A 20,811-nucleotide genomic window follows, 5' to 3' on the forward strand; every position below is an offset into this window, starting at 1 on the left:
GGTTGTGAGGGCGGAGACGAACTCACAACGGCAGTGAAATGCCTTTGGGGTATGGGGTAATTGGCAGCCCGTCTGATTCTGGTTCAGTTAGTCTAGGTTCGAGTCCTAGTACCCCAGCGGATTGGACCGCACCGATGGAAATCGGTAGAGTTCAACCTCGTTGCCCGGCCCGCAAGGACCGGTCGACAACCCTCTGGCCCCGTTGTGTAGCGGCCTAGCACGCCGCCCTCTCAAGGCGGTAGCGCGGGTTCGAATCCCGTCGGGGCTACCAGAGAAAACGGCCTCCCATCCACGATGGGGGGCCGTTCTGCTTGGGGTACGACCCCAAGCCGGCCCCAAGCGTTTTCCAAGTGGGCCGCGGCACGGTAGGTACATGACCGATCAGTTGATGTTGCCGGGGCAGGCGGCGGCACCGCCGGGGCCTGTGGACCTGACTGCCATGTACGTGATGCACCACGGGTTCCGCCGTGACCTCACCGTCTTCAAGGCCGCCGTGGCCGCTACGCCGCCGGAGGACCGGACCACCTGGCGCGCACTCGCCGCCCGCTGGGGCAAGTTCGTCGAGATCCTGCACAAGCACCACACCGGTGAGGACGCCGGCCTGTGGCCGCTCCTGATGGCGAAGGCGGATGCCGCCGGCCAGGCCACGCTGGAGGCGATGGAGAGCGAGCACACCGAGATCGACCCGCTGCTTGCGTCCTGTACGGCGGGGTTCGAGCGGCTGGCGTCGTACAACGATGCCGACGCGCGTGATGCCCTGGAGGTCCGGGTGGTCGCCCTCGGCGAGCACCTGGTGCGGCATCTGGCCCACGAGGAGCGCGACGCCATGGCCCTGGTGCAGCGCTACCTGGTCGATGCCGACTGGCATCGGCTCGAGAAGGAGCACTTCAAGCCCGCTTATGGCCCGCGGGACATCCCGTTCGTCGCGTCCTGGGGCCTGCACGAGCTGCCGGCCGAACACTTCGGCCGAGTGCGCGACTCGATGGCCGGACGGCCGATGGAACTGGTCTGGCGGGTCTTCTGGCGACGGCCGTTCGAGCGCCGTGAGCGCGTGGCTTTCCGCTACGCGTGATTCAGAATCCGCCGCGATCCCGCTGCTCGCGCCACCACTGCGCGACCAGCGGGATCTCCCATTCCGCGCACAGTTCCAGGGCCGCATCGGCGTGCCTGGCGGCGATCTCCCGCTCGCCCGTCGCCATCGCGGCGAAGGCCAGAAAGGCATCCACCGGACCGATCGCCACCGAGAACCCCGCGCTGCAGATCCGTCCCGCGTACGGGCTCAGCCACTGGTACAGCGCCCGCGCCGCGTCCGGCTCCTTCAACGCGAAGGCGACCTCGGCCGCGACACAGCGCTGGTGCATGGACACCCAGTCGTCGGTGGCCGGAACCAGCACGCCCTCGCCCATGGCGCGCGCCTCGTCCAGCCGGCCGGCCCGGACGAGAAGCCATTGGACGGTGAGCTCGAACGGCATCGGGCTGACCGGCAGCATCGCCTGGAAGGCCGGGATGATCTCCGCGATCCGGCCCCGCCACAGTTGGACGCACGCGACCCCGGAGACCAGCGACTCGTCCCGCTGGGGAAGGGAGGCGCCGGCGATGAGTTCGCGCCGCTCCTCGAGCAGTCGCTCCGCGTCGGCGAACCGCCCTTGCATCGCCAGCCACGGTGACTCGAGCTCGCCGAGGACGAGGAGGGCGGACACCAGGCGCCGCGGCTCGGCGATCGCCCTGACCCGGCTGATCTCGGCCCGCATCTCCGCGATCTGGCCGAGTTCACCGGTGACGGTCGCCCGGAGCGTCCGGGCGAGCACCTCTCGGATCGGATCGGACCGGTCGACCGCAATCGCGATGGCCTCGTCCGCCAGCCGCAGCCGGTCCGGTGCGGTGGCCGCACGCCAACTGGCCATGAACGCGACCTGGCAGGCCCACACCAGTAGCGCGGGATCGCCGAGCCTGCGTGCCATCGCCATGCCCTGCTCGACCAACGCCTCCCGGTAGGCAGGTGCGTCCGCGTGATAGAGCTCTGTCGCCAGGACGAGGAGCGCCCGGCAGCGCAGCTCGCTGTCGTCGGCAGGCAACTCCCGCAGCGCCCGTCGCAGTACGCCGATCATGAACGGGTCTGTCTGCCCGTAGCGGCGGTTCTGCCACAAGGCGCCCTCCGCCGTACCGACCGCGGCTTGCGTCATGCGTACGACGTCGCCTAGCTGCTCGGCCTCCTGTACGGCGGCTGTGAGAGCGGCGTCCACGCCGTCCCGGTCGACCGCCCAACGGCACGCATCGGCTCGTGCCATCAAGAGGTCATACCGATCGAGCGGTGTTGCGGAGCCATCGTTCTGCTGTGCGTCGAGTGCGGCCGCGAGCAGTGTGGCGGCCTCGTCGTACGCGTAGAGCCGGCCCGCCTGCTCGGCAGCCTCGGCAGCTGCGCGCCAGGCTCGTGCAGCGTGCGCCGGTCCGGCAGCCAGCCAGTGCCGCGCTGTCTCGGACGGTGCCGCGGTGCCCTCGACCACGGTCGCGATCGCCGCGTGACGGCGAGCACGCCGGGCTGCCGGCAGACCGGAATACACCACGTCACGGACCAGTGCATGGGCGAACCGGAACCGCTCCACCCGGTCGCCCTCGGCGATGACACCAGCGGCCAGCGCGGGATCGAGCTGGTCCAGTGCCTCATCCTCGTTTCGGCCGGCGGCAGCGGCGAGGACCGCGAGGTCGAACTCCCGGCCGATGACGGCGGCGGTCCGCAACAGCTCGCCGGTTGTCTCCGGCAACCGCGCGACGCGACGAGCGACGATGTCGGTCACCGCCGCCGGCACATCGTCGCCGGTGCCGCCGCGGAGGAGTTCGACGAGGAAGAACGGGTTCCCGTCCGTCCGCGCATGCAGTGCTTCGGCCTCACCCGGAGCGGGCGTGCGATGGGCCGTGAGCTCGACGAGGGCGGCCGCCTCGGCGGTCGAGAGCCCTGCTAGATCCAGGCGCAGTGCGTGCCGCCGCGCCAGGCTTTCGGCCACTTGCGCGAGCGGGCCCGTGAGCTCGGTGGTGGCCCTGCGGGTGGCAACGACGAGCAGGCGCCCGGTGTCGAGCATGGCCGCCAGATGTCCCAGCAGCTTGAGCGACGACGGCGCAGCCCAGTGCAGATCGTCGAGAATCACGACCAGCGGCCGAACCGCGGACGCGGCGACGAGGACGTCCGTCATCATCGTCCACAGCCGGAACCGCGCGACGTCCACATCCTCGGGAGGCGCCTGAGCCCCTGCCTCCAGCAGTCCGGCCAACTCGGCGTGCTGGTCGTCGGCGGGTATGGCGTCCGCCAGCGCGCGCAAGACACCCATCCACGGCCACATCGGCGGCGCGCCCTCGTCCTCCGAACACCGCCCGGTGAGTACGACGAACCCGCGGGCACGCGCCCGGGTCGAGATCTCCGCCGCCAGCCTGGTCTTGCCGATCCCCGGCTCTCCGACCAGTACGGCGAACTGGGGCCCGGCCATCGCCTGCTCCAACAGGCCCTCGAGCGCAGCGAGCTCGGCGGTCCGCCCAACGAACGAAGATCCCTTCGGGAACCCATTGACCGGCTTCTTCGGCCGCCACACGAGCGCCGGGTCCTGACGCAGTACGGCGGTTTCGAGTTCGCGCAAGGTGGTCCCCGGGTCCAACCCGAGCTCGTCCGCCATGAGCCGACGGACCTGGCGCAGTGCGTCGAGCGCATCGGCCTGCCGACCGGTGCCGGCGAGTGCCAGCACGCGCAACGTCCACAGCCTTTCCCGCAACGGGTATTCGGCCGTGAGCGCCTCCAACTCCGCGGCGACCGTCGCGTGCCGGCCGAGCGCCAAGCGGGCGACCGCACGATCCTCCAGCGCCACCAGCCGGAGTTCTTCGAGCCGGGCCCGTTCGGCAGTGGCCGCGGGGATGTCGTCCAGCTCCGTGTACGGCGTCCCGCGCCACAACGCCAGCGCGTCGTCCAACGCACTGATGATCCTGTTCAGTTCGCCCTGATCCAGATCGGGCGCTGTGATCGACCCGGACACCTCATCCGACCAGGCACCGAGACGATCGTGGGCCGCGTCCACGGTCGAGGCGAAACGTGCGGCGTCGAGGCTGTCCGCGGGGAGCCGGAGGGCGTAGCCGGGAGCAACCGTCACCACGACGGTCGGCAGCGTGCGGGCCGGGCGATCCGGCTCGAGTGCCTTGCGGACGCCGGCCAGATACGCCTGCAGCGTCGACATCGCGCTCGGTGGAGGGGTGTCCCGCCACAGCATGTCGATGAGACTGTCCACCGCCACCGGCTGTCCGCCGTACAGCGCGAGGGCCGAAAGCAACATCCGCTGCTTCCGGCCACCGAGTTCAACCGGCTCCCCGTCCCGCAGGACTTCCGCCGCCCCAAGGATCCCCACCCTCATTTCGCGAGAGTACGTCAGCGCGGGAGGCTGTAGCCATGGCATTGGCGGTCTGTTGGCTGTTCGACCGGCGGTCCGAGCGGATCCTGCGGGCTCTCTGGGACCGGCTGGAGAATGTCGGCGTACCGACGCTCAAGTCCCACACCCACGGCCGGCACGTGCCGCATCTTTCGCTGGCAGTCTTGCGGGAATGGGACCACGACAAGGTCACCAAAGCCGTCCAGCCCTTGCTGGGCGATCCGATCAGCTTGTACTTCGATGCGCTGGGGACGTTCCGCCGTGGCCGGGCCTGGCTCGTGCCGGCCATCGGCCTGGAGGTGCTGGAACGCCAGGAGCAAGTGGTCTCGGCGGTCACCGAGACGGGGGCTGATCTGCACCGGCACTACCAACCAGGGCGCTGGGTGCCGCACTGCACCCTCGCTCCTCGCGTTCCACTGGTCGCTCTGCCGATCCTGGCGGCGGCCGTGTACGACGTACTGCCGCTCGAGACGACTGCTGACCATGCCGCCCTCATCGACAGCGGCACCGGTCAGATCTGGCCGCTCTGACTACTCGGAGGCGCGGCGGAGGGCTTCGGAGAGGCGTTCGGCGGCGGCCATGACGGCGGGGGCGTGCATCCGGCCGGGCTGGCGGGAGAGACGCTCGATCGGGCCGGAGACGGAGACGGCGGCAATCACCTTGCCGCTGGGGGAGCGGACCGGAGCCGAGACAGAGGCGACGCCCTGCTCACGTTCGCCGACCGAGTGGGCCCAGCCGCGACGCCGTACGCCGGCCAGCGCGGCAGCGTTGAAGGTCGCGTTGTGGAGGCCGCGGTGCATCCGCTCCGGGTCCTCCCAGGCAAGCAGTATTTGGGCAGCCGACCCGGCCGCCATGGTCAGCTGGCTGCCGACCGGCACCGTGTCGCGCAGACCGGACGGACGCTCGGCGGCCGCGACACAGACGCGGTACTCACCCTGCCGACGGAACAACTGCGCCGACTCACCCGTGATGTCGCGCAGTCGCGCCAGCACCGGACCGGCGGTCGCCAGCAGCCGGTCCTCACCGGCCGCCGAGGCCAACTCGCTGAGTCGCGGTCCGAGCACGAACCGTCCCTGCATGTCCCGGCCGACCAGACGGTGGTGCTCGAGCGCCACCGCCAGCCGGTGCGCGGTCGGGCGGGCCAGACCGGTGGCCGCGACCAGTCCGGCCAGGGTCGCCGGCCCGGACTCGAGCGCGGACAGAACGAGGGCTGCTTTGTCGAGAACGCCGACTCCGCTAGAGTTGTCCATGAGACGATATTGCCGTCTCGAATCGTGGAACGCAAGTCGCTTCCGGGACACAATCGAGAGCACTGTGAGCGATACGGCACCTCACCACACACCTCAAAGGAGAAGTCTGATGGGTAGGACGTTGTCGGAAAAGGTCTGGGATGCGCACGTCGTGCGCCATGCCGACGGAGAGCCCGACCTCCTCTACATCGACCTTCACCTGGTGCACGAGGTGACCAGCCCGCAGGCCTTCGACGGTCTGCGGCTGGCCGGTCGTCCGGTACGGCGCCCGGACCTGACCATCGCCACCGAGGACCACAACGTCCCGACCTTCGACGTGGACAAGCCGATCGCCGACCCGGTGTCGCGGACCCAGGTGGAAACGCTGCGGAAGAACGCCGAGGAGTTCGGCATCCGGATCCACACCCTGGGTGACCCGGACCAGGGCGTCGTGCACGTGATCGGCCCGCAGCTCGGCCTGACCCAGCCCGGGATGACCGTGGTCTGCGGTGACAGCCACACCTCCACCCACGGCGCGTTCGGCGCGATCGCCTTCGGCATCGGTACCAGCGAGGTCGAGCACGTGCTGGCCACCCAGACCCTGATGCAGGCCCGGCCGAAGACGATGGCGGTCACGGTCGACGGCGTACTGCCCGACGGTGTCTCGGCCAAGGACCTGGTGCTGGCGCTGATCGCGAAGGTCGGCACCGGCGGCGGCCAGGGCTACATCGTCGAGTACCGCGGCGAGGCGATCCGGGCGCTGAGCATGGAAGCCCGGATGACGATCTGCAACATGTCGATCGAGTGGGGCGCCAAGGCCGGCATGATCGCGCCGGACGAGACCACGTTCTTCTACCTGCGGGACAAACCGCACGCGCCGCAGGGTGTCGACTGGGAAGCCGCGGTCGAGTACTGGAAGAGCCTGGCCACCGACGAGGACGCCACCTTCGACCGCGAGGTCGTGCTGCGCGCCGAGGACATCGCCCCGTTCGTCACCTGGGGCACCAACCCGGGCCAGGGCATCCCGCTGTCGGCCAACGTGCCGTCGCCGGACGACTTCGAGAACGAGAACGACCGGGTCGCGGCCGAGCGGGCCCTGGAGTACATGGGCCTGACGGCAGGTACGCCGATGCGCGAGATCCACGTGGACACGGTGTTCCTGGGCTCCTGCACCAACGGCCGGATCGAGGACCTGCGGGCCGCCGCCGGTGTGCTGGCCGGCCGGAAGGTTGCCGAGGGCACCAGGATGCTCGTGGTCCCGGGCTCCGGCCGGGTCCGGCTGCAGGCCGAGGCCGAGGGCCTGGACCAGATCTTCAAGGCCGCCGGCGCCGAGTGGCGCGGGGCGGGCTGCTCGATGTGCCTGGGCATGAACCCGGACCAGCTGGCCCCGGGTGAGCGCAGCGCCTCCACGTCGAACCGGAACTTCGAAGGCCGTCAGGGCAAGGGCGGTCGCACCCACCTGGTCTCGCCGCTGGTCGCCGCCGCGACCGCGGTGACCGGAACCCTCGCGGCCCCGGCGGATCTGCAGCCGCTGGACGTCGCCGTACCCGAGAACGTCTGAGGAGACTGGGAACATGGAAGCCTTCATCCAGCACATCGGTACGGCGGCTCCGCTGCGCCGCAGCAACGTCGACACCGACCAGATCATCCCGGCCGTCTACCTGAAGCGGGTCACCCGGACCGGCTTCGAGGACGGGCTGTTCGCGGCCTGGCGCAACGACCCCGAGTTCGTCTTGAACCAGCCGCAGTACGACGGGGTCTCGGTGCTCGTCGCCGGTCCCGACTTCGGCACCGGATCGTCGCGGGAGCACGCGGTCTGGGCATTGCTCGACTACGGGTTCCGGGTCGTGGTGTCGTCGCGGTTCGCCGACATCTTCCGCGGCAACTCGGGCAAGTCCGGATTGCTCGCGGCCCTGGTGACGCAGGACGTCGTGGAGCAGTTGTGGGCCACGATCGAGGCCGACCCGGGCACCAAGGTCACGGTGGACCTGGAGCACAAGACGATCTCGGCCGGTGACGTGTCCGCGCCGTTCGAGATCGACGACTACACCCGCTACCGGCTGCTGAACGGCCTCGACGACGTCGGCATCACCTTGTCGCACGAGGCCGATATCGCCGCCTACGAAGCGACCCGCCCGTCCTTCAAGCCGGCCACCCTGCCCGCCAAGGCCTAGTCACCACTGCAAAGGTTTCGCCCATCCCCGCTTCGGGGGTGGGCGAAACCTTTGTGTAACGGACGGAACATGTCCGGCGATAACTCTGGTGTTACCCTTGCGGGGTTGTCAGTACAAGGCTTGCGAGATCTGGGAGGTGAGGCGCTCATGAACAGCGATCCCTCCAGACATACCGATCTCGCTCGACCTTCGAGAGGCTGATACTTCCTTCTCTTGATGCGGCCTGGGTGCCGCGGGGGTCGGGCAGACGTGTGCCCACATACACCCGCAACACCGCATCTGGAGGACTCATGTCCGACCTGCGCACGCGCACGCTCCGTGCCTTCAGCCGCACCCCGTCGAACCGCGCCGCCGCCCGTCGTGCCGTCCAGCCGCCGATCGAGCCGCCGGTCCACGACAGCACCCCGAAGCCCAAGGGGCACAGCGTCGTCGACAGTGCGATCTACAGCGACGGCCGCCGGGTCGCGTCGCCGGAGTCGCTGGCCGACACCTATCGCGTGCTGCACAAGTCGCCGAAGAGCCTGGCCTGGATCGGCCTGTACCGGCCGGACCGGCGCGAACTCGCCTCGCTGGCCCAGGAGTTCGACCTGCACGAGCTGGCGATCGAGGACGCCATCCAGGCCCATCAGCGGCCGAAGCTCGAGCGCTACGGCGACACGTTGTTCGTCGTCCTGAAGGCCGCTCGCTACCGGGACGCGACCGAGGAGGTCGAGTTCGGCGAGGTGCACGTGTTCGTCGGCCCGGACTTCGTGGTGACGGTCCGGCATGCCGAGGCGCCCAATCTGGCCGCGGTACGGCGCCGGGTCGAACGCGACCCCGAGTTGCTCAACCGCGGGACCGAGGCCGTGCTCTACGCGATCATGGACAAGGTCGTCGACGGGTACGCGCCGGTGGTGGCCGGCCTGGAGAACGACATCGACGAGATCGAGACCGAGGTGTTCCGCGGTGACCCGAAGGTGTCGCGGCGCATCTACGAGCTGTCCCGTGAGGTGATCGAGTTCCAGCGCGCGACCCGGCCGCTGGCCGGCATGCTGGAGCAGCTGCGCGGCGGGTTCGAGAAGTACGGCATCGACGAGGAACTGCAGCGCTCGTTGCGTGACGTCGCCGACCACGTCACCGAGGTGGTGGAGAAGGTTGCCGGGTTCCGCGAACTGCTGCGCGACATCCTGACCGTGAACGCGACCCTGGTGGCCCAGCAGCAAAACGAGGAGATGAAGAGCCTCGCGATCGCCAGCAGCGCGCAGAACGAAGAGGTCAAGAAGATCTCCGCGTGGGCGGCCATCCTGTTCGCGCCGACCCTGATCGGCACCGTCTACGGGATGAACTTCGACCACATGCCCGAGCTGCACTGGCAGTACGGCTACCCGTTCGCGGTCGGCCTGATGGCGATGGTCTGCGGCAGTCTGTACGTGATCTTCAAGCGCCTCAGCTGGCTCTGAATGCCCGGTGCCCAACGCGGGCACTAGTGTTCAGACAGCTGAAGACCTTGGAGGCGGACCATGTGGTTGTTCCTGCGCCGGCGCCTGATCATGTGGGCCGTACTGGCGATCGCCGTACCGTTGCTGGACTGGTTGCTCGGCAAAGTGGCGACCGAGTTGCGTGCCAGGAAGGGCGACTCGGCCGTGACCCGCGGCCTCGACACGGCCCAATCGGGGCTTCGAGTACTGCGCGGCAAGCGTCGCTAGCCGGTCACGGATGGGCATCGGTTCGTTGCTCAGAAGGGGATTCGGGGCCCCGGAACGGCCGAATCGGGCGAAATTGTGGCACGAATCGCCTAAAACAAGGCCGAATTGCCGCGTTGGTGTTTGTGAACCGCGTGTTGAGTCCATAACGTTCCTGTGAGATCGAGCGCTGTGCTCGACGCCTACGTTCACGGAGGGAAGCAGTGAACAAGAGTGAGTTGGTCGGAGCGCTCGCAGTGCACTTCGACGGAAACCGCCGCCAGGCCCAGCACGCGTTGGAGTCGGTGATCGACACCATCCAGCGTGAGCTGACCAAGAAGGGTGGCAAGGTCGCCATCACCGGTTTCGGTGCCTTCGAGGCCATCGAGCGTGGGGCGCGCATCGTGCGCAACCCGCGGACCGGTGAGACCAAGCGTGCCAAGAAGACCACGGTGCCGAAGTTCCGCGCGGGTGCGGAGCTGAAGGCCGTTGTCTCCGGTGCGAAGAAGCTGCCGAAGCTGGTCGTGCCGAAGCCGGCCGCGACCGCCACCAAGGCGGCTGCCCCGGCCAAGAAGGCCGCTCCGGCCAAGGCCGCGGCGACCAAGACCGTTGCCAAGAAGGCTCCGGTCAAGAAGGCCCCGGCCAAGACCGTTGCCAAGAAGGCCCCGGTCAAGAAGGCCCCGGCCAAGACCGTTGCCAAGAAGGCCCCGGTCAAGAAGGCGACCGTCGCCAAGAAGGCGCCGGCCAAGAAGGCCCCCGCCAAGAAGGCTCCGGCGAAGCGCGCAGCTTCTCGCTGACCTTCAGCACTGCAGCACCGCAACACCAGCGAAGGCCGGTCACCCCACTCCAGGGGCGACCGGCCTTCGCTCTGTCGTTGAGAGGTGCCTGCGGCAACCTTCTACAGCTCGGTGATGAAGTCCACCTTGGTAATGGCCAGATCTGCCCCGGAACCGGTGGTTTCCAGCCGCACCCGCTGGCCGACGCGCAGATGCCGCACCGGTGTGTCGGACACGGCGTGCACGGTGAAGGGCAGTTCGACACCCCGGTCGGTCAGGACCGCACCGGAGAAGGTCTCGGTGTCGTAGCGGCTCACGGTTCCTTGCATATCAGCAGGCTAGCCCTTCGGTCCCGGTGGCGGCGCCGAGTACCAGCGACATCACATCGGCCGTCGCCGGACCCACCCCGAGTTGTACGGCGTGGGCCAGATCGGCCGCCGTGTCGACGTCACGCCGTACCGACTCGATGCCGGAAAGCTCGATCGGGACCGCCCCCGACACTTGGTGGGCTAGTGCGGAACCCACGCCGAAGCGGGGATCCAGCGCAATCCCGGGCGCTGCGGCGAGCAACGTCGTACCGGTGCCGGGGAGGTCGATCACGAACGATCGCGGTGCCACACAGGCAGCCAGTACGGCGGTCAGCTCGGCCGGCCGGAGTGCCGGGAGATCCGCGGAGAGGGCAACGACTCCGTGGTTCGGGAACTCGGCAGCGGCGACCGCGGCACCATGCAGCAAGGCTTCGTTGAGACCAGCGGAGGGGAGGTCCGGGACCACCCGCGCACCCACCGCGGTCACGTCCGCGGCGACGACCGGGTCGTCGGTGACGACCAGCACCGCGTGGACCAGGGGAGAGGCGAGGGCGGCCGCAGTAGTGTCGACAGCAAAGGACCGGGCCAGCTCCGGGCGGTGCTGGGGGTAGGCCGCAGCGAGGCGGCTCTTCGCGATCGCCGTACGCTTCACCGGGATCGCCAGGGTCCAGGGAGCGACCTGTAGGTCTGCCATCAGGCAGGATTCTCCCATGACGGACGGCAGTGACGAGCACCAGGAGGCAGCAGTGGACGGCCAGCCCAGTAAGACGCCGGATCCTCGGCCGCGGCGGGGCTTCTGGTTCGGCCTGGTGGTCCTGCTCGTCAAGCCGTTCATGCTGACCTTCACCAAGCCGGAGTTCACCGGCCGCGAGAACATGCCGCGGTCCGGCGGGGTGGTGTTCGCGCCGAACCACATCTCCCACTTCGACCCGCTGGTGCTCGGGTTCTACATCTGGGAGTGCCGGCGGATCCCGCGGTTCCTGGGCAAGGCGTCGGTGTTCAAGATCCCGGTGCTGGGCCGGATCATCTCCAGTGCCGGGCAGATCCCGGTGTACCGGGAGTCGACTCAGGCCGCGGACGCGTTCCGCGATGCCGTCGCCGCGGTCGAGCGAGGTGAGGCTGTGGGGGTCTATCCGGAAGGCACCATCACCCGCGATCCGGATCTGTGGCCGATGAGCGGCAAGACCGGTGTCGCCCGGATCGCGTTGCGGACCGGCTGCCCGGTGATCCCGATCGCCAACTGGGGCGCGCAGGACGTGATCAGGTCGTACACCGGCCGGACGAAGATCAGGTTGCTGCCACGCAAGACGATCAAGGTACGGGCCGGGAAACCGGTCGACCTGAGCGCGTTCGAGGGCAAGCCGCTCACCAACCAGCTGTTGCACGAGGCAACCGAGGTGATCATGCACGCGGTCGCCGAGACACTCGGCGAGCTGCGCGGTGAGACCCCGCCCAAAGAACTCTTCGACCTACGCAAGGCCCGGTCCGAGAACGACGGTGAGGAGAAGGCATGACGAAGGTTGCGGTGTTCGGGGCCGGATCCTGGGGTACGGCGTTCGCCACGGTGCTGGCGAACGCGGGGAACCAGGTGTCCATCTGGGGCCGGCGTGAATCGCTGTGCGAAGCGATCAACACCCAACACGAGAACCCCGACTACCTGCCCGGGATCCGTCTCCCGGACGCGATCACCGCGACCCACGATCCGGCTGCGGCCGCGGCCGGCGCGGAAGCCGTCGTACTGGCCGTGCCCAGTCAGTCGCTGCGCGACAACCTGAAGGACTGGGCCGGCGTGCTGCCCAACGCCGTACCCCTGGTGAGCCTGATGAAAGGCGTCGAGGTCGGTACGACGAAGCGGATGAGCGAGGTGATCGCCGAGCTCACCGGCGCCGGCCCGGAGCGGATCGCGGTCGTGTCGGGTCCGAACCTGGCCCGCGAGATCGCCGAAGGACAGCCGGCCGCGTCGGTGGTCGCGTGTGCCGACGAGGGGACCGCGACCCGGTTGCAGAAGTTGTGCCACTCGCAGACGTTCCGCCCGTACACGAACAACGACGTGATCGGCTGCGAGCTCGGCGGCGCGACCAAGAACGTCATCGCCCTGGCCGTCGGGATGGCCATCGGCCTCGGCTTCGGAGACAACGCCAGAGCATCCGTGATCACCCGCGGCCTGGTCGAAACAGCCCGCCTGGGTACGGCGCTCGGTGCCGACGAGCACACCTTCTCCGGCCTGGCCGGCTTGGGCGACCTCGTCGCGACTTGCTCGTCACCGCTGTCCCGCAACCGGACCTTCGGCGAGAAACTCGGCCAGGGGATGACCGTGGCAGACATCGCCGGTGCGACGCGGCAGGTGGCCGAAGGCGTGAAGTCCTGCGCGTCGATCACCGAACTGGCCCACCACCACGACGTCGAGATGCCGATCGCCGAACACGTCACCAAGGTCGTCGCCGGCGAGATGACCCCCAAGGACATGCTCTTCAGCCTCGTCTCCCGCTCCGCCAAGTCGGAACGCTGGGGATGATCCCGGCAGCCTTCGCCCGCGGCACGCTCGAACGCGAAGGGGAATCGGCCAAGCTCTGGTTGGCCGAGCTACCTGCGATCGTCGAGGGTTTGCTGTCGCGGTGGGAGTGCTCCGTCGACGGTGCCGTCACGCACGGCCGGGTCGGCGTGATCGTGCCGGTCCGGTGTGCTGCCGGCTCTGCGGTGATCAAGGTGTCCTTTCCGCATCCAGGCAACCTGCACGAGCCGGATGCGCTCGCCGCGTGGGGTGGGGGTGGTGCCGTTCTCCTGCATGAGCGGGAGGACGAACTGTTCGCGATGCTGCTGGAGCGCGTGCATCCGGCCACCCTTGCCGACGCCGCGGATGCGGCCAGGGTGGCCGGTCAGCTCAGCCGCCGGCTGGCGATCCCCGCTCCGGCCGGTCTGCCCCGGCTGCAGGATCGCGCGGACGAGTGGGACGAGCAGTTACGCAAGGATGCCTTCGAGTTGGAGCATCGGCTGCCGGCTTCGGCGCTGGACGCCGCACTGGCCGTCATCGACGAACTCGGCCGGGATCAGCCGGACACTGTCATCCACGGCGATCTCCATCCCAACAACATCCTGCGTGCGGACCGGGAGCCCTGGCTGGCCGTCGATCCCAAGGGTTGGGTGGGGGATCCGGCCTACGACGGCGCCACGTTCCTCCGGCCGCGTGCACTGGCACTGATCGAGTCCGACGATCTGGTCAAGGCACTCCACCACGAGCTCGAGGTCTTCGCCGAGGCCGCGGAACTTGATCCGGCTCGGCTTCGTCTGTGGGCCCACCTGCGCGCGGTCCAGGACGCCTTCCATGGCCGTCGGCACGGATTCGGCGTGGCCCGGCAGGGTCCACTCCTGGACCGGCTCATCGCGGTGGTGGATCACCTGGCCGTCAGCTGGCGCTGACGGGAGCGACCGGCGGAAGGTCGAAGTCGTCGTTGCGCATCCGGAGCAGGGCGACGCTGGCACCGGCGAACCCGACGGCGGCGACCAGGAGACCGATGCCGGCGGCAACGTGCCCGGGCAGGAACGGGTGGGTGAAGCCGCCGAGGGCGAGGGCGATCCCCATCCAGGCCGGGGCGACGCGGCTGCGCCACAGGGCGATGCCGAGCAGCAGGAGGCCGAAGGTGATGGCGAGGATGAACAGCAGTCCGCCGATCAGCGTGGTGGGTTGTTCGGCCATCGCGGCGCCGAGCTTCGTCATGGTGGCGCTGTCCAGCCCTTCAGTGACCGTCAGGTACTCCAACGTCACCACGCCTGGCAGCAGGAAGAACCCGGCACTCAGGCCGGTCAGCGCGATCAGCCCGCCGACGGTGGACAGCCGTGGTGCGGCGCGATGGCTCACCCAGGCGACGGCGATCACGGCCGGGATCAGCAGGAAGAACGGTGCCTGGACCCACTGCAGCAGTTCGAAGCGGCCGGGATCCGCGGTCACCGCTGCGAGGTTCGTCTCGAACGGCGCGCCGCCGTCGACCGGGCTGAACAGGTAGTACAAGCCCTGGACCAGCATGGGCAGCGGCGCGATGACGGCGAGCAGAACCCGCCAGAAGCCCCGGACGTCACGTGGTGTCCGAGTGGCTCGTGCAGTGGTCGAGGTGGTTGTCATGAGGTACTCCTTCAGAAGCCGGAACGCTGACTTGGCTTCAGCCTCCGATGTGGGTGGCCCCAGCCGGCAGGGCAACGGCAGCCGGGACGATCGAGAAAGGTTCCTGGGTCGCGTGGGGGTCGGCCCCTACGCGATCGTGGGGTCGTGGCCCGATGATGAGCAGGTGAGCGCCAAGCCTGAGGAGAGCCGCCGGCTGAAGCCGGCTGCCACTGGGGTGCTGCTCGTGGCGGTCGCGGAGGCGGCTGTGACAGCTTGGGCCGCTGCCGCGTCGGGCCTGGGCTGGGAGCGCCTGGTCGGCCTGTTCGTGGTGACGAACGCGATCATCGGACTGTCGCTGGCACTGGCCGGCTGGCCTATCGCCTACTACCACCCGCGCAACCTCGTCGGCTGGTCGCTGCTTGTCGGCGGATGCTTCTACGGCGCAACAGGGACCGGCCTCAGCCTGGTGGCGTGGGCAGGGGAGCCGACCGTCCCCTGGCGCGTTCTTGCCACCGTGACCAACGGCAGTTGGAGCTGGGCATTGACCCTGTTCCTCCCGTTGGCGCTGGTGCTCTTCCCGGACGGCCGGTTGCCCGGTCGCGGTTGGCGGTGGCTCGTCGTCGTACTGGTGGGCAGCGCGGTGCTGTGGACCGGCGCCGGTGTGCTCGACCCGAACGGCGGACTGACCGCCGAAGTAGGCGTTCCCGGCTACCCGGCCTGGTCCGGGTTCTGGCAGATCGTCTGGTTCCAGGTCGCCGGCCAGTTCGGTCTGCTGGCTGGTTTCGCCGGTGCCCTGGCGGCCTTGATCGTGCGCTATTGGCGTGGGCCGGAGAAGGTCCGTCGCCAAATCCTGTGGTTGCTGATGGCACTGATCGTGATGCTCACCTGCTTCGCGATCGAGTCCACCGTCGAGTCGGAGTCGCTGCTGCTCGGCGTCGTACCCATCCTGCTTCTTCCGTTGTCGATCGCCATCGCGATCCTGCGGTACCAGCTGCTGGATATCCGGCTGGTGGTCTCTCGCTCGGTGCTGTACCTGCTGCTGACCGGTGGTGTGGTCGCTGCCTACCTGGCTCTGGTCCTGCTGCTTGACCAGACGGTACGTCGGCAGGTCTCGCTCAACTCGTCAGTGCTCGCGACCCTGGTGATCGCGCTGGCGTTCAACCCGGTGCGAGTCTGGCTGCAGCGACTGATCCATCGGGCGTTCTACGGTGCGCGCAGGGACCCCGTCAGCGCCATCGCCGAGGTCGGCGCGCAGATCGGAGCGGCAGCCGGCGCCGGCCTGACGGGCGTCCTGGAGGCACTCTGCCGGGTGATGCGCTTCCCCGCCGCTGCCGTCGTCATCGAGGGCAGCCAGATCGCTGTTCACGGCGAGCTGCCCGCGCACCGGCACGCTGTCGTACTGCGCTCTGGTGACGACAGGCTGGGTGAGCTTGTCATCGGCCTGCGCTACGGGGAGTCTCGGCTGGACGCGGCCGACGAGCAGGTGCTGAGCCTGCTCGCCGCACCGTTGGCAGTGGCGGTGCAGGCCGGCCGACTGGCCGCCGAACTGCGGGACTCCCGGGAACGCATCGTCAGCGGCCGGGAGGAGGAACGCCGGCGCATCCGTCGCGACCTGCACGACGGGCTCGGCCCGGTTCTGACCGGGGTGGTGCTCAGCGCCGACGCGGCACGACGGCTGCTCCGGACCGACCCGGACCGTAGCTCCGAGCTGCTGGCCGGGCTGCGCGACCAGACGATCGGAGCGATCGAGGAGATCCGGCGACTGGTGTACGGCCTGCGGCCGCCCGCACTGGACGGACTGGGCCTGCTGGGTGCGCTGCGGGAGTACGCCATGATGGTGTCCCGCCGAAGCGACGGTGCTGCGCTGGCCGTGACAGTCGAGGCACCGCCCGCGCTGGCTGAGCTGTCGGCCGCCGTGGAAGTCGCCACCTACCGGATCGCCACCGAGGCCCTGACCAACGTCGTCCGGCACTCCACTGCGACGATCGCCGCCGTACGCCTCAGCGTCGACGCCGACGCGCTGCACCTGGAGATCCGCGACAACGGGGTGAACTCCGGTGCGCCGTGGCAGCCTGGCGTCGGACTCACCTCGATCAGCGAGCGGACCGCCGAGTTGGGTGGGCAGTTCGAGATCCAGTACGACGGGACGGGTTGCTCCGTCAGCGTCGTGCTTCCCCTGACATCAACGGCGGTGGGGGTATGACACTGCGGATCGTGGTCGCGGACGACCACGGCATCGTCCGGGAAGGGCTCGGCGCCCTGCTCTCGGCACATGACGGGTACGAACTCGCCGGCACTGCGGCCACCGGAGCAGAGGCAGTTCGGGCCGCCGTCACGTTGCACCCCGATGTCGTCGTGATGGACATCCAGATGCCAGACCTGACCGGCATCGAGGCCACCAGGCAGATCACCCGGGCCGCACCGGATGTCGCCGTACTCATCCTGACCATGTTCGATGACGACGAGTCCGTTTTCGCCGCGATGCGCGCAGGTGCCCGCGGCTACGTGCTCAAGGGAGCCGCCCCGGACAACGTCATCCGCGCCATCGCGGCGGTTGCGGCCGGCGAAGCCATCTTCGGTCCCGGTGTCGCCCGCCGGGCACTGGCCTACCTGTCCGGACCGCGCACTGACCAGCCCGCCTTCCCTGAGCTGACCCCGCGGGAGCGGGAAGTCCTCGACCTCATCGCCGCCGGGCTCGGCAACGCAACGATCGCCGCCCGGCTCGGCCTGGCGCAGGCGACCGTCGGCAACCACATCACGAACATCTTCGGAAAGCTCCAGGTCGCCAGCCGTGCGGAGGCGATCATCCGGGCCCGCTCCGCCGGTCTCGGCGACGATCGCTAGGCGCTGGCGAGGGTGTGCTGGAGGACGAGGGTGGCGGCGCCGCGGAGGGCGGCGTCCTGGCCGGACCGTGAGGTGACCACGCGCAGGTCGGTGGTGGCCAGGGGCAACGATCTGGCATAGATCGCTTCCCGGATCCCGGCGAGCAGGCTGTCGCCGGCTTGGGAGAGTGAGCCGCCGACCACGATCACCGACGGGTTGAGCAAACTGACGCAGGCCGCCAGCACAGTGCCGATCTCACGACCCGCTTGGCGAACGGCCTGAGTCGCGGCCGTGTCTCCGGCGCGCACCAACTCGATGATGTCCCGACTGCCTTGCACTCCCAGCTGCGCGGCGATCGCCGCAGACGAAGCGATGGCTTCCAGGCAGCCGCTGTTCCCGCAACGGCAGAGCTCCGTGTGCCCGGGAGTCTGGATGTGACCGATGTCGCCGGCCGCTCCTTGCGCACCTCGATGCAGCCGGCCACCGCTGATCACGCCGGCACCGATCCCGGTCGCGACCTTCAAGAACAGGAGGTGTTCGACGTCGGCATACTCGGTCGCGTGCTCACCGAGGGCCATGATGTTCACGTCGTTGTCGACCAGCACCGGTCCGGCGAGTTCACGGCTCAGTCGTCCGACGACGTCGTACGAGTCCCAGCCCGGCATGATCGGCGGATGGTTCGGCCGCCCGGTGCTGTGCTCGACGGGTCCCGGCAGCCCGACTCCCGTGCCCGCCAGGTCATCGACGGACCGACGGGCCTTCTTCAGCAACGCGCGCCCGGTCCGCGCGACCGCACTCAGAACCGCCTCAGGTCCCTCCGCGATGTTCAGCGGCATCGTGGCCCGATCGAGGATGTCGCCCGTCAGATCGGTGAGGGCAACGGACAGATGGGTTGCCCCGACGTCCGCCGCGAGGATCAGCCGTGCGCTCGGGTTGAACCGGAACCGCGCCGGCGGCCGTCCACCGGTCGACGCCGCTTCACCCGACGGTACGACGAGACCGGCCGCCACCAACTCCTCGATCCGGCCGGTCACGGTCGACCGGGCCAGACCGCTGAGGTCGATGAGTTCGGCCCGGGTCCGCGGCCGCCCGTCGAGGAGCAAGCGCAGTACCTCGCCGCTTCCCGCCGTACCGAGATCACTCATGCTGCGCCGGACTTCCGTCGATGGGCTGCTGGACTTTTGCTTGACAGGGTTCAAAAGTGTCACATAGCGTCCTTCAGCGTGTCCACCAGTGCGCGCAAGCTTCGGGTCGGGATCGTCGGCGGCGGCTTCATGGGTCGTGTCCACGGCAGGTCCGCGCTGGTCGCGGGCGCTCACGTAGTCGGTGCGGTCGGGTCGACACCGGCACGGGCGGAGGCGGCCGCCGAGGCGACCGGCGCCGAGCGCGGTTTCGCCGACCTCGACGAACTGCTTGCCGCCGACATCGACGTGGTCCACGTCTGTACGCCGAACACCACGCACCTCGCGGTGACCCTGCAGGCGCTGGAAGCCGGCAAGCACGTCATCTGCGAGAAGCCACTCGCAACCTCCGTTCAGGACGCGGCCGGACTCCATGCGGCCGCGCTCGAGGGGGAGCGAGTCGGCACCGTGCCGTTCGTGTACCGCTACCACCCGATGGTCCGCGAGCTCCGGACCCGGATCGCCGAGGGCGAGGCCGGCGTGATCACCAGCCTGCACGGGTCGTACCTGCAGGACTGGCTGGCCGGCGAGGACGACCAGAACTGGCGTGTCGACGACGAAGCCGGCGGCCCGTCGCGGACGTTCGCCGACATCGGGTCCCATTGGTGCGATCTGACCGAGTTCGTCACCGGCGACCGGATCCAGGCCATCAGCGCACAGCTGCGGACCGTTCGTTCGCAACGCGGTGGGGCCGAGGTCCGCACCGAGGATCTGGCGACCGCTCAGTTCCGCACCGAGGCCGGAGTGCTCGGCACGATCGTGGTCAGCCAGGTCGCGGCCGGCCGGAAGAACCGGTTGTACCTGGAGGTGTCCGGGACCGAGTCGAGTTTCGGCTTCGACCAGGAGGACCCGGATCGGTTGTGGGTCGGCCGTCGTACCGCGTCGCAGCTGCTCACCCGCGATCCCGAGACGCTGAGCCCGCCCGCCGCACGGGTGAACCGGCTGCCGGCCGGGCACGCGCAGGGGTACCAGGACGCGTTCGACAGCTTCGTCGCCGACAGCTATGCCGCCGTACTGGGTGACCGCCCGGACGGCCTGCCCGATTTCGCCGCCGGTGCGCGGTCCGCCCGGCTGGTCGACGCCGTACTGCGTTCGGCCGCCGCGGACAGCGCCTGGATCACAGTCGACAACTCTTAGGAGCCAGTGAGATGCCACGTCCGATCACGTTGTTCACGGGTCAGTGGGCCGACCTGCCGTTCGAGGAGGTCTGCCAGTTCGCCTCGGAGGCGGGGTACGACGGTGTCGAGATCGCCTGCTCCGGTGACCACTTCGACGTCCAGCAGGCGGTCGAGGACGACTCCTACGTCCAGGGCCGGCATGACATCCTGGCGAAGTACAACCTGAAGGTCTTCGCGATCTCCAACCACCTGGTCGGCCAGGCGGTGTGCGACAACCCGATCGACTTCCGGCACCAGGCGATCGTGCCGTCGCGGGTCTGGGGCGACGGTGATCCGGAAGGTGTCCGGCAGCGGGCGGCCGAGGACCTGAAGAACACCGCGCGGGCCGCGGCCAAGCTCGGGGTGAACACGGTGATCGGCTTCACCGGCTCGTCCATCTGGCAGTACGTCGCCATGTTCCCGCCGGTGCCCGCCGAGCGGATCGCGGCCGGCTACCAGGACTTCGCGGACCGGTGGAACCCGATCCTCGATGTCTTCGACGAGGTCGGCGTACGGTTCGCCCACGAGGTGCACCCGTCCGAGATCGCGTACGACTACTGGACCACGCAGCTCACGCTGGAGGCGATCGGTCACCGCGAGGCGTTCGGGCTGAACTGGGACCCGAGCCACATGGTCTGGCAGGACATCGACCCGGTCGCGTTCCTGTGGGACTTCAAGGACCGGATCTACCACGTCGACTGCAAGGACACCCGGATGCGGACCGGCGGCGGCCGCAACGGCCGGCTCGGCTCGCACCTGCCGTGGGGTGACCCGCGGCGCGGCTGGGACTTCTACTCGACCGGCCACGGCGACGTGCAGTGGGAGGACTGCTTCCGCGTCCTGAACTCGATCGGGTACGACGGTCCGATCTCGGTCGAATGGGAAGACGCCGGGATGGAGCGCAAGGTCGGCGCGGCCGAGGCGGTCAACGTCATCCGCGGCCTGGCCTTCGACAAGCCCGCGGCGGCCTTCGACGCGGCCTTCGCCACGGACAAGTAGGCCG

20 protein-coding genes and 2 tRNA genes are annotated in these 20,811 nt (G+C 69.1%); 16 read left to right on the forward strand and 6 right to left on the reverse strand.

Annotation, left to right across the window (positions count from 1 at the left end):
- Nucleotides 1–45 precede the first annotated feature (45 nt).
- From V9K99_RS41520 to V9K99_RS41530, 3 genes are all read left to right on the forward strand, one after another.
- Nucleotides 46–117: transfer RNA gene (locus V9K99_RS41520), tRNA-Gln, on the forward strand.
- A gap of 78 nt (nucleotides 118–195) precedes the next feature.
- Nucleotides 196–271 (forward strand) — tRNA-Glu (locus tag V9K99_RS41525).
- A gap of 102 nt (nucleotides 272–373) precedes the next feature.
- A complete protein-coding gene (locus tag V9K99_RS41530; RefSeq protein WP_337011287.1) occupies nucleotides 374–1,072 on the forward strand; it encodes a hemerythrin domain-containing protein in 699 nt (232 codons plus the stop codon).
- Nucleotide 1,073: 1 nt separating this feature from the next.
- Here V9K99_RS41530 and V9K99_RS41535 read toward each other — a convergent pair whose 3' ends face one another.
- A complete protein-coding gene (locus V9K99_RS41535; RefSeq protein WP_337011285.1) occupies nucleotides 1,074–4,388 on the reverse strand; it encodes a BTAD domain-containing putative transcriptional regulator in 3,315 nt (1,104 codons plus the stop codon).
- Between the two features lie 35 nt (nucleotides 4,389–4,423).
- On the opposite strand from V9K99_RS41535, the gene V9K99_RS41540 reads away from it, so the two are divergent.
- Nucleotides 4,424–4,933, forward strand: a complete 510-nt coding sequence (locus V9K99_RS41540; protein WP_337011283.1) for a 2'-5' RNA ligase family protein — start codon at nucleotides 4,424–4,426, stop codon at nucleotides 4,931–4,933.
- Here V9K99_RS41540 and V9K99_RS41545 read toward each other — a convergent pair whose 3' ends face one another.
- Nucleotides 4,934–5,653: an IclR family transcriptional regulator gene (locus tag V9K99_RS41545; protein WP_012922430.1), complete on the reverse strand. Its 720-nt coding sequence runs from the start codon at nucleotides 5,651–5,653 to the stop codon at nucleotides 4,934–4,936.
- A gap of 109 nt (nucleotides 5,654–5,762) precedes the next feature.
- On the opposite strand from V9K99_RS41545, the gene leuC reads away from it, so the two are divergent.
- The 5 genes from leuC to V9K99_RS41570 all read left to right on the forward strand — a co-directional run bounded on the left by leuC (nucleotide 5,763) and on the right by V9K99_RS41570 (nucleotide 10,264).
- Nucleotides 5,763–7,193 (forward strand): 3-isopropylmalate dehydratase large subunit, encoded by a 1,431-nt coding sequence (gene leuC, locus V9K99_RS41550; protein WP_337011271.1) that lies wholly within the window; start codon nucleotides 5,763–5,765, stop codon nucleotides 7,191–7,193.
- 13 nt (nucleotides 7,194–7,206) lie between these two features.
- The gene (gene leuD / locus V9K99_RS41555; RefSeq protein WP_337011269.1) at nucleotides 7,207–7,806 is read left to right on the forward strand and encodes a 3-isopropylmalate dehydratase small subunit; all 600 of its coding nucleotides are present in this window, start codon (nucleotides 7,207–7,209) and stop codon (nucleotides 7,804–7,806) included.
- A 290-nt stretch (nucleotides 7,807–8,096) separates the two neighbouring features.
- On the forward strand, nucleotides 8,097–9,245 hold the full coding sequence (gene corA, locus V9K99_RS41560) for a magnesium/cobalt transporter CorA (RefSeq protein WP_337011268.1): 1,149 nt from the start codon (nucleotides 8,097–8,099) through the stop codon (nucleotides 9,243–9,245).
- A 60-nt stretch (nucleotides 9,246–9,305) separates the two neighbouring features.
- Entirely contained in the window at nucleotides 9,306–9,491 is a 186-nt protein-coding gene (locus V9K99_RS41565) for a hypothetical protein (RefSeq protein ID WP_337011266.1), read from the forward strand.
- A gap of 200 nt (nucleotides 9,492–9,691) precedes the next feature.
- Nucleotides 9,692–10,264, forward strand: a complete 573-nt coding sequence (locus tag V9K99_RS41570; protein WP_337011264.1) for an HU family DNA-binding protein — start codon at nucleotides 9,692–9,694, stop codon at nucleotides 10,262–10,264.
- Nucleotides 10,265–10,365: 101 nt separating this feature from the next.
- Here V9K99_RS41570 and V9K99_RS41575 read toward each other — a convergent pair whose 3' ends face one another.
- Both V9K99_RS41575 and cofC read right to left on the reverse strand, forming a co-directional pair.
- Nucleotides 10,366–10,572 (reverse strand): hypothetical protein, encoded by a 207-nt coding sequence (locus V9K99_RS41575; protein WP_337011262.1) that lies wholly within the window; start codon nucleotides 10,570–10,572, stop codon nucleotides 10,366–10,368.
- A 1-nt stretch (nucleotide 10,573) separates the two neighbouring features.
- Nucleotides 10,574–11,245 (reverse strand): 2-phospho-L-lactate guanylyltransferase, encoded by a 672-nt coding sequence (gene cofC / locus V9K99_RS41580; RefSeq protein WP_337011260.1) that lies wholly within the window; start codon nucleotides 11,243–11,245, stop codon nucleotides 10,574–10,576.
- 16 nt (nucleotides 11,246–11,261) lie between these two features.
- On the opposite strand from cofC, the gene V9K99_RS41585 reads away from it, so the two are divergent.
- Genes V9K99_RS41585 through V9K99_RS41595 form a run of 3 tightly spaced genes read left to right on the forward strand, consistent with a single transcriptional unit; the run spans nucleotide 11,262 to nucleotide 13,968 of the window.
- Complete coding sequence (locus tag V9K99_RS41585; RefSeq protein ID WP_337011258.1) at nucleotides 11,262–12,065, forward strand: lysophospholipid acyltransferase family protein; 804 nt, start codon at nucleotides 11,262–11,264, stop codon at nucleotides 12,063–12,065.
- Entirely contained in the window at nucleotides 12,062–13,066 is a 1,005-nt protein-coding gene (locus V9K99_RS41590) for an NAD(P)H-dependent glycerol-3-phosphate dehydrogenase (protein WP_337011256.1), read from the forward strand. Before V9K99_RS41585 ends, V9K99_RS41590 begins: the two co-directional genes overlap by 4 nt.
- The gene (locus V9K99_RS41595) at nucleotides 13,063–13,968 is read left to right on the forward strand and encodes an aminoglycoside phosphotransferase family protein (RefSeq protein ID WP_337011255.1); all 906 of its coding nucleotides are present in this window, start codon (nucleotides 13,063–13,065) and stop codon (nucleotides 13,966–13,968) included. Before V9K99_RS41590 ends, V9K99_RS41595 begins: the two co-directional genes overlap by 4 nt.
- Here V9K99_RS41595 and V9K99_RS41600 read toward each other — a convergent pair.
- Complete coding sequence (locus tag V9K99_RS41600; RefSeq protein ID WP_337011254.1) at nucleotides 13,955–14,668, reverse strand: hypothetical protein; 714 nt, start codon at nucleotides 14,666–14,668, stop codon at nucleotides 13,955–13,957. The two genes, V9K99_RS41595 and V9K99_RS41600, sit on opposite strands and share 14 nt — an antisense overlap.
- A gap of 163 nt (nucleotides 14,669–14,831) precedes the next feature.
- On the opposite strand from V9K99_RS41600, the gene V9K99_RS41605 reads away from it, so the two are divergent.
- Together V9K99_RS41605 and V9K99_RS41610 are read left to right on the forward strand one after the other, a co-directional pair.
- The gene (locus V9K99_RS41605) at nucleotides 14,832–16,850 is read left to right on the forward strand and encodes a sensor histidine kinase (RefSeq protein WP_337011252.1); all 2,019 of its coding nucleotides are present in this window, start codon (nucleotides 14,832–14,834) and stop codon (nucleotides 16,848–16,850) included.
- Nucleotides 16,847–17,491, forward strand: a complete 645-nt coding sequence (locus V9K99_RS41610; RefSeq protein ID WP_337011250.1) for a response regulator transcription factor — start codon at nucleotides 16,847–16,849, stop codon at nucleotides 17,489–17,491. Before V9K99_RS41605 ends, V9K99_RS41610 begins: the two co-directional genes overlap by 4 nt.
- Here V9K99_RS41610 and V9K99_RS41615 read toward each other — a convergent pair.
- Entirely contained in the window at nucleotides 17,488–18,615 is a 1,128-nt protein-coding gene (locus V9K99_RS41615) for an ROK family transcriptional regulator (RefSeq protein WP_337011248.1), read from the reverse strand. The genes V9K99_RS41610 and V9K99_RS41615 overlap by 4 nt on opposite strands.
- 78 nt (nucleotides 18,616–18,693) lie before the next feature.
- Between V9K99_RS41615 and V9K99_RS41620 the strand changes: the two genes are divergently transcribed.
- A complete protein-coding gene (locus V9K99_RS41620; protein WP_337011246.1) occupies nucleotides 18,694–19,788 on the forward strand; it encodes a Gfo/Idh/MocA family protein in 1,095 nt (364 codons plus the stop codon).
- A gap of 11 nt (nucleotides 19,789–19,799) precedes the next feature.
- On the forward strand, nucleotides 19,800–20,807 hold the full coding sequence (locus tag V9K99_RS41625; RefSeq protein ID WP_337011244.1) for a sugar phosphate isomerase/epimerase family protein: 1,008 nt from the start codon (nucleotides 19,800–19,802) through the stop codon (nucleotides 20,805–20,807).
- The last annotated feature ends 4 nt before the right edge of the window (nucleotides 20,808–20,811 follow it).

Origin of the sequence: Kribbella sp. CCNWLW201, assembly GCF_037203805.1 — a bacterium.
Classification (GTDB): Bacteria; Actinomycetota; Actinomycetes; order Propionibacteriales; family Kribbellaceae; genus Kribbella.

Bases quoted from the DNA above. Each gene is read 5' to 3' on its own strand.
- V9K99_RS41585 (WP_337011258.1), top strand. From the start codon at position 11,262: ATGACGGACGGCAGTGACGAGCACCAGGAGGCAGCAGTGGACGGCCAG.
- V9K99_RS41615 (WP_337011248.1), bottom strand. From the start codon at position 18,615: ATGAGTGATCTCGGTACGGCGGGAAGCGGCGAGGTACTGCGCTTGCTC.
- corA (WP_337011268.1), top strand. From the start codon at position 8,097: ATGTCCGACCTGCGCACGCGCACGCTCCGTGCCTTCAGCCGCACCCCG.
- V9K99_RS41590 (WP_337011256.1), top strand. From the start codon at position 12,062: ATGACGAAGGTTGCGGTGTTCGGGGCCGGATCCTGGGGTACGGCGTTC.
- V9K99_RS41545 (WP_012922430.1), bottom strand. From the start codon at position 5,653: ATGGACAACTCTAGCGGAGTCGGCGTTCTCGACAAAGCAGCCCTCGTT.
- V9K99_RS41565 (WP_337011266.1), top strand. From the start codon at position 9,306: ATGTGGTTGTTCCTGCGCCGGCGCCTGATCATGTGGGCCGTACTGGCG.
- V9K99_RS41595 (WP_337011255.1), top strand. From the start codon at position 13,063: ATGATCCCGGCAGCCTTCGCCCGCGGCACGCTCGAACGCGAAGGGGAA.
- V9K99_RS41530 (WP_337011287.1), top strand. From the start codon at position 374: ATGACCGATCAGTTGATGTTGCCGGGGCAGGCGGCGGCACCGCCGGGG.
- leuD (WP_337011269.1), top strand. From the start codon at position 7,207: ATGGAAGCCTTCATCCAGCACATCGGTACGGCGGCTCCGCTGCGCCGC.
- V9K99_RS41600 (WP_337011254.1), bottom strand. From the start codon at position 14,668: ATGACAACCACCTCGACCACTGCACGAGCCACTCGGACACCACGTGAC.
- V9K99_RS41625 (WP_337011244.1), top strand. From the start codon at position 19,800: ATGCCACGTCCGATCACGTTGTTCACGGGTCAGTGGGCCGACCTGCCG.
- V9K99_RS41540 (WP_337011283.1), top strand. From the start codon at position 4,424: ATGGCATTGGCGGTCTGTTGGCTGTTCGACCGGCGGTCCGAGCGGATC.
- cofC (WP_337011260.1), bottom strand. From the start codon at position 11,245: ATGGCAGACCTACAGGTCGCTCCCTGGACCCTGGCGATCCCGGTGAAG.
- V9K99_RS41575 (WP_337011262.1), bottom strand. From the start codon at position 10,572: ATGCAAGGAACCGTGAGCCGCTACGACACCGAGACCTTCTCCGGTGCG.
- V9K99_RS41610 (WP_337011250.1), top strand. From the start codon at position 16,847: ATGACACTGCGGATCGTGGTCGCGGACGACCACGGCATCGTCCGGGAA.
- V9K99_RS41535 (WP_337011285.1), bottom strand. From the start codon at position 4,388: ATGAGGGTGGGGATCCTTGGGGCGGCGGAAGTCCTGCGGGACGGGGAG.
- leuC (WP_337011271.1), top strand. From the start codon at position 5,763: ATGGGTAGGACGTTGTCGGAAAAGGTCTGGGATGCGCACGTCGTGCGC.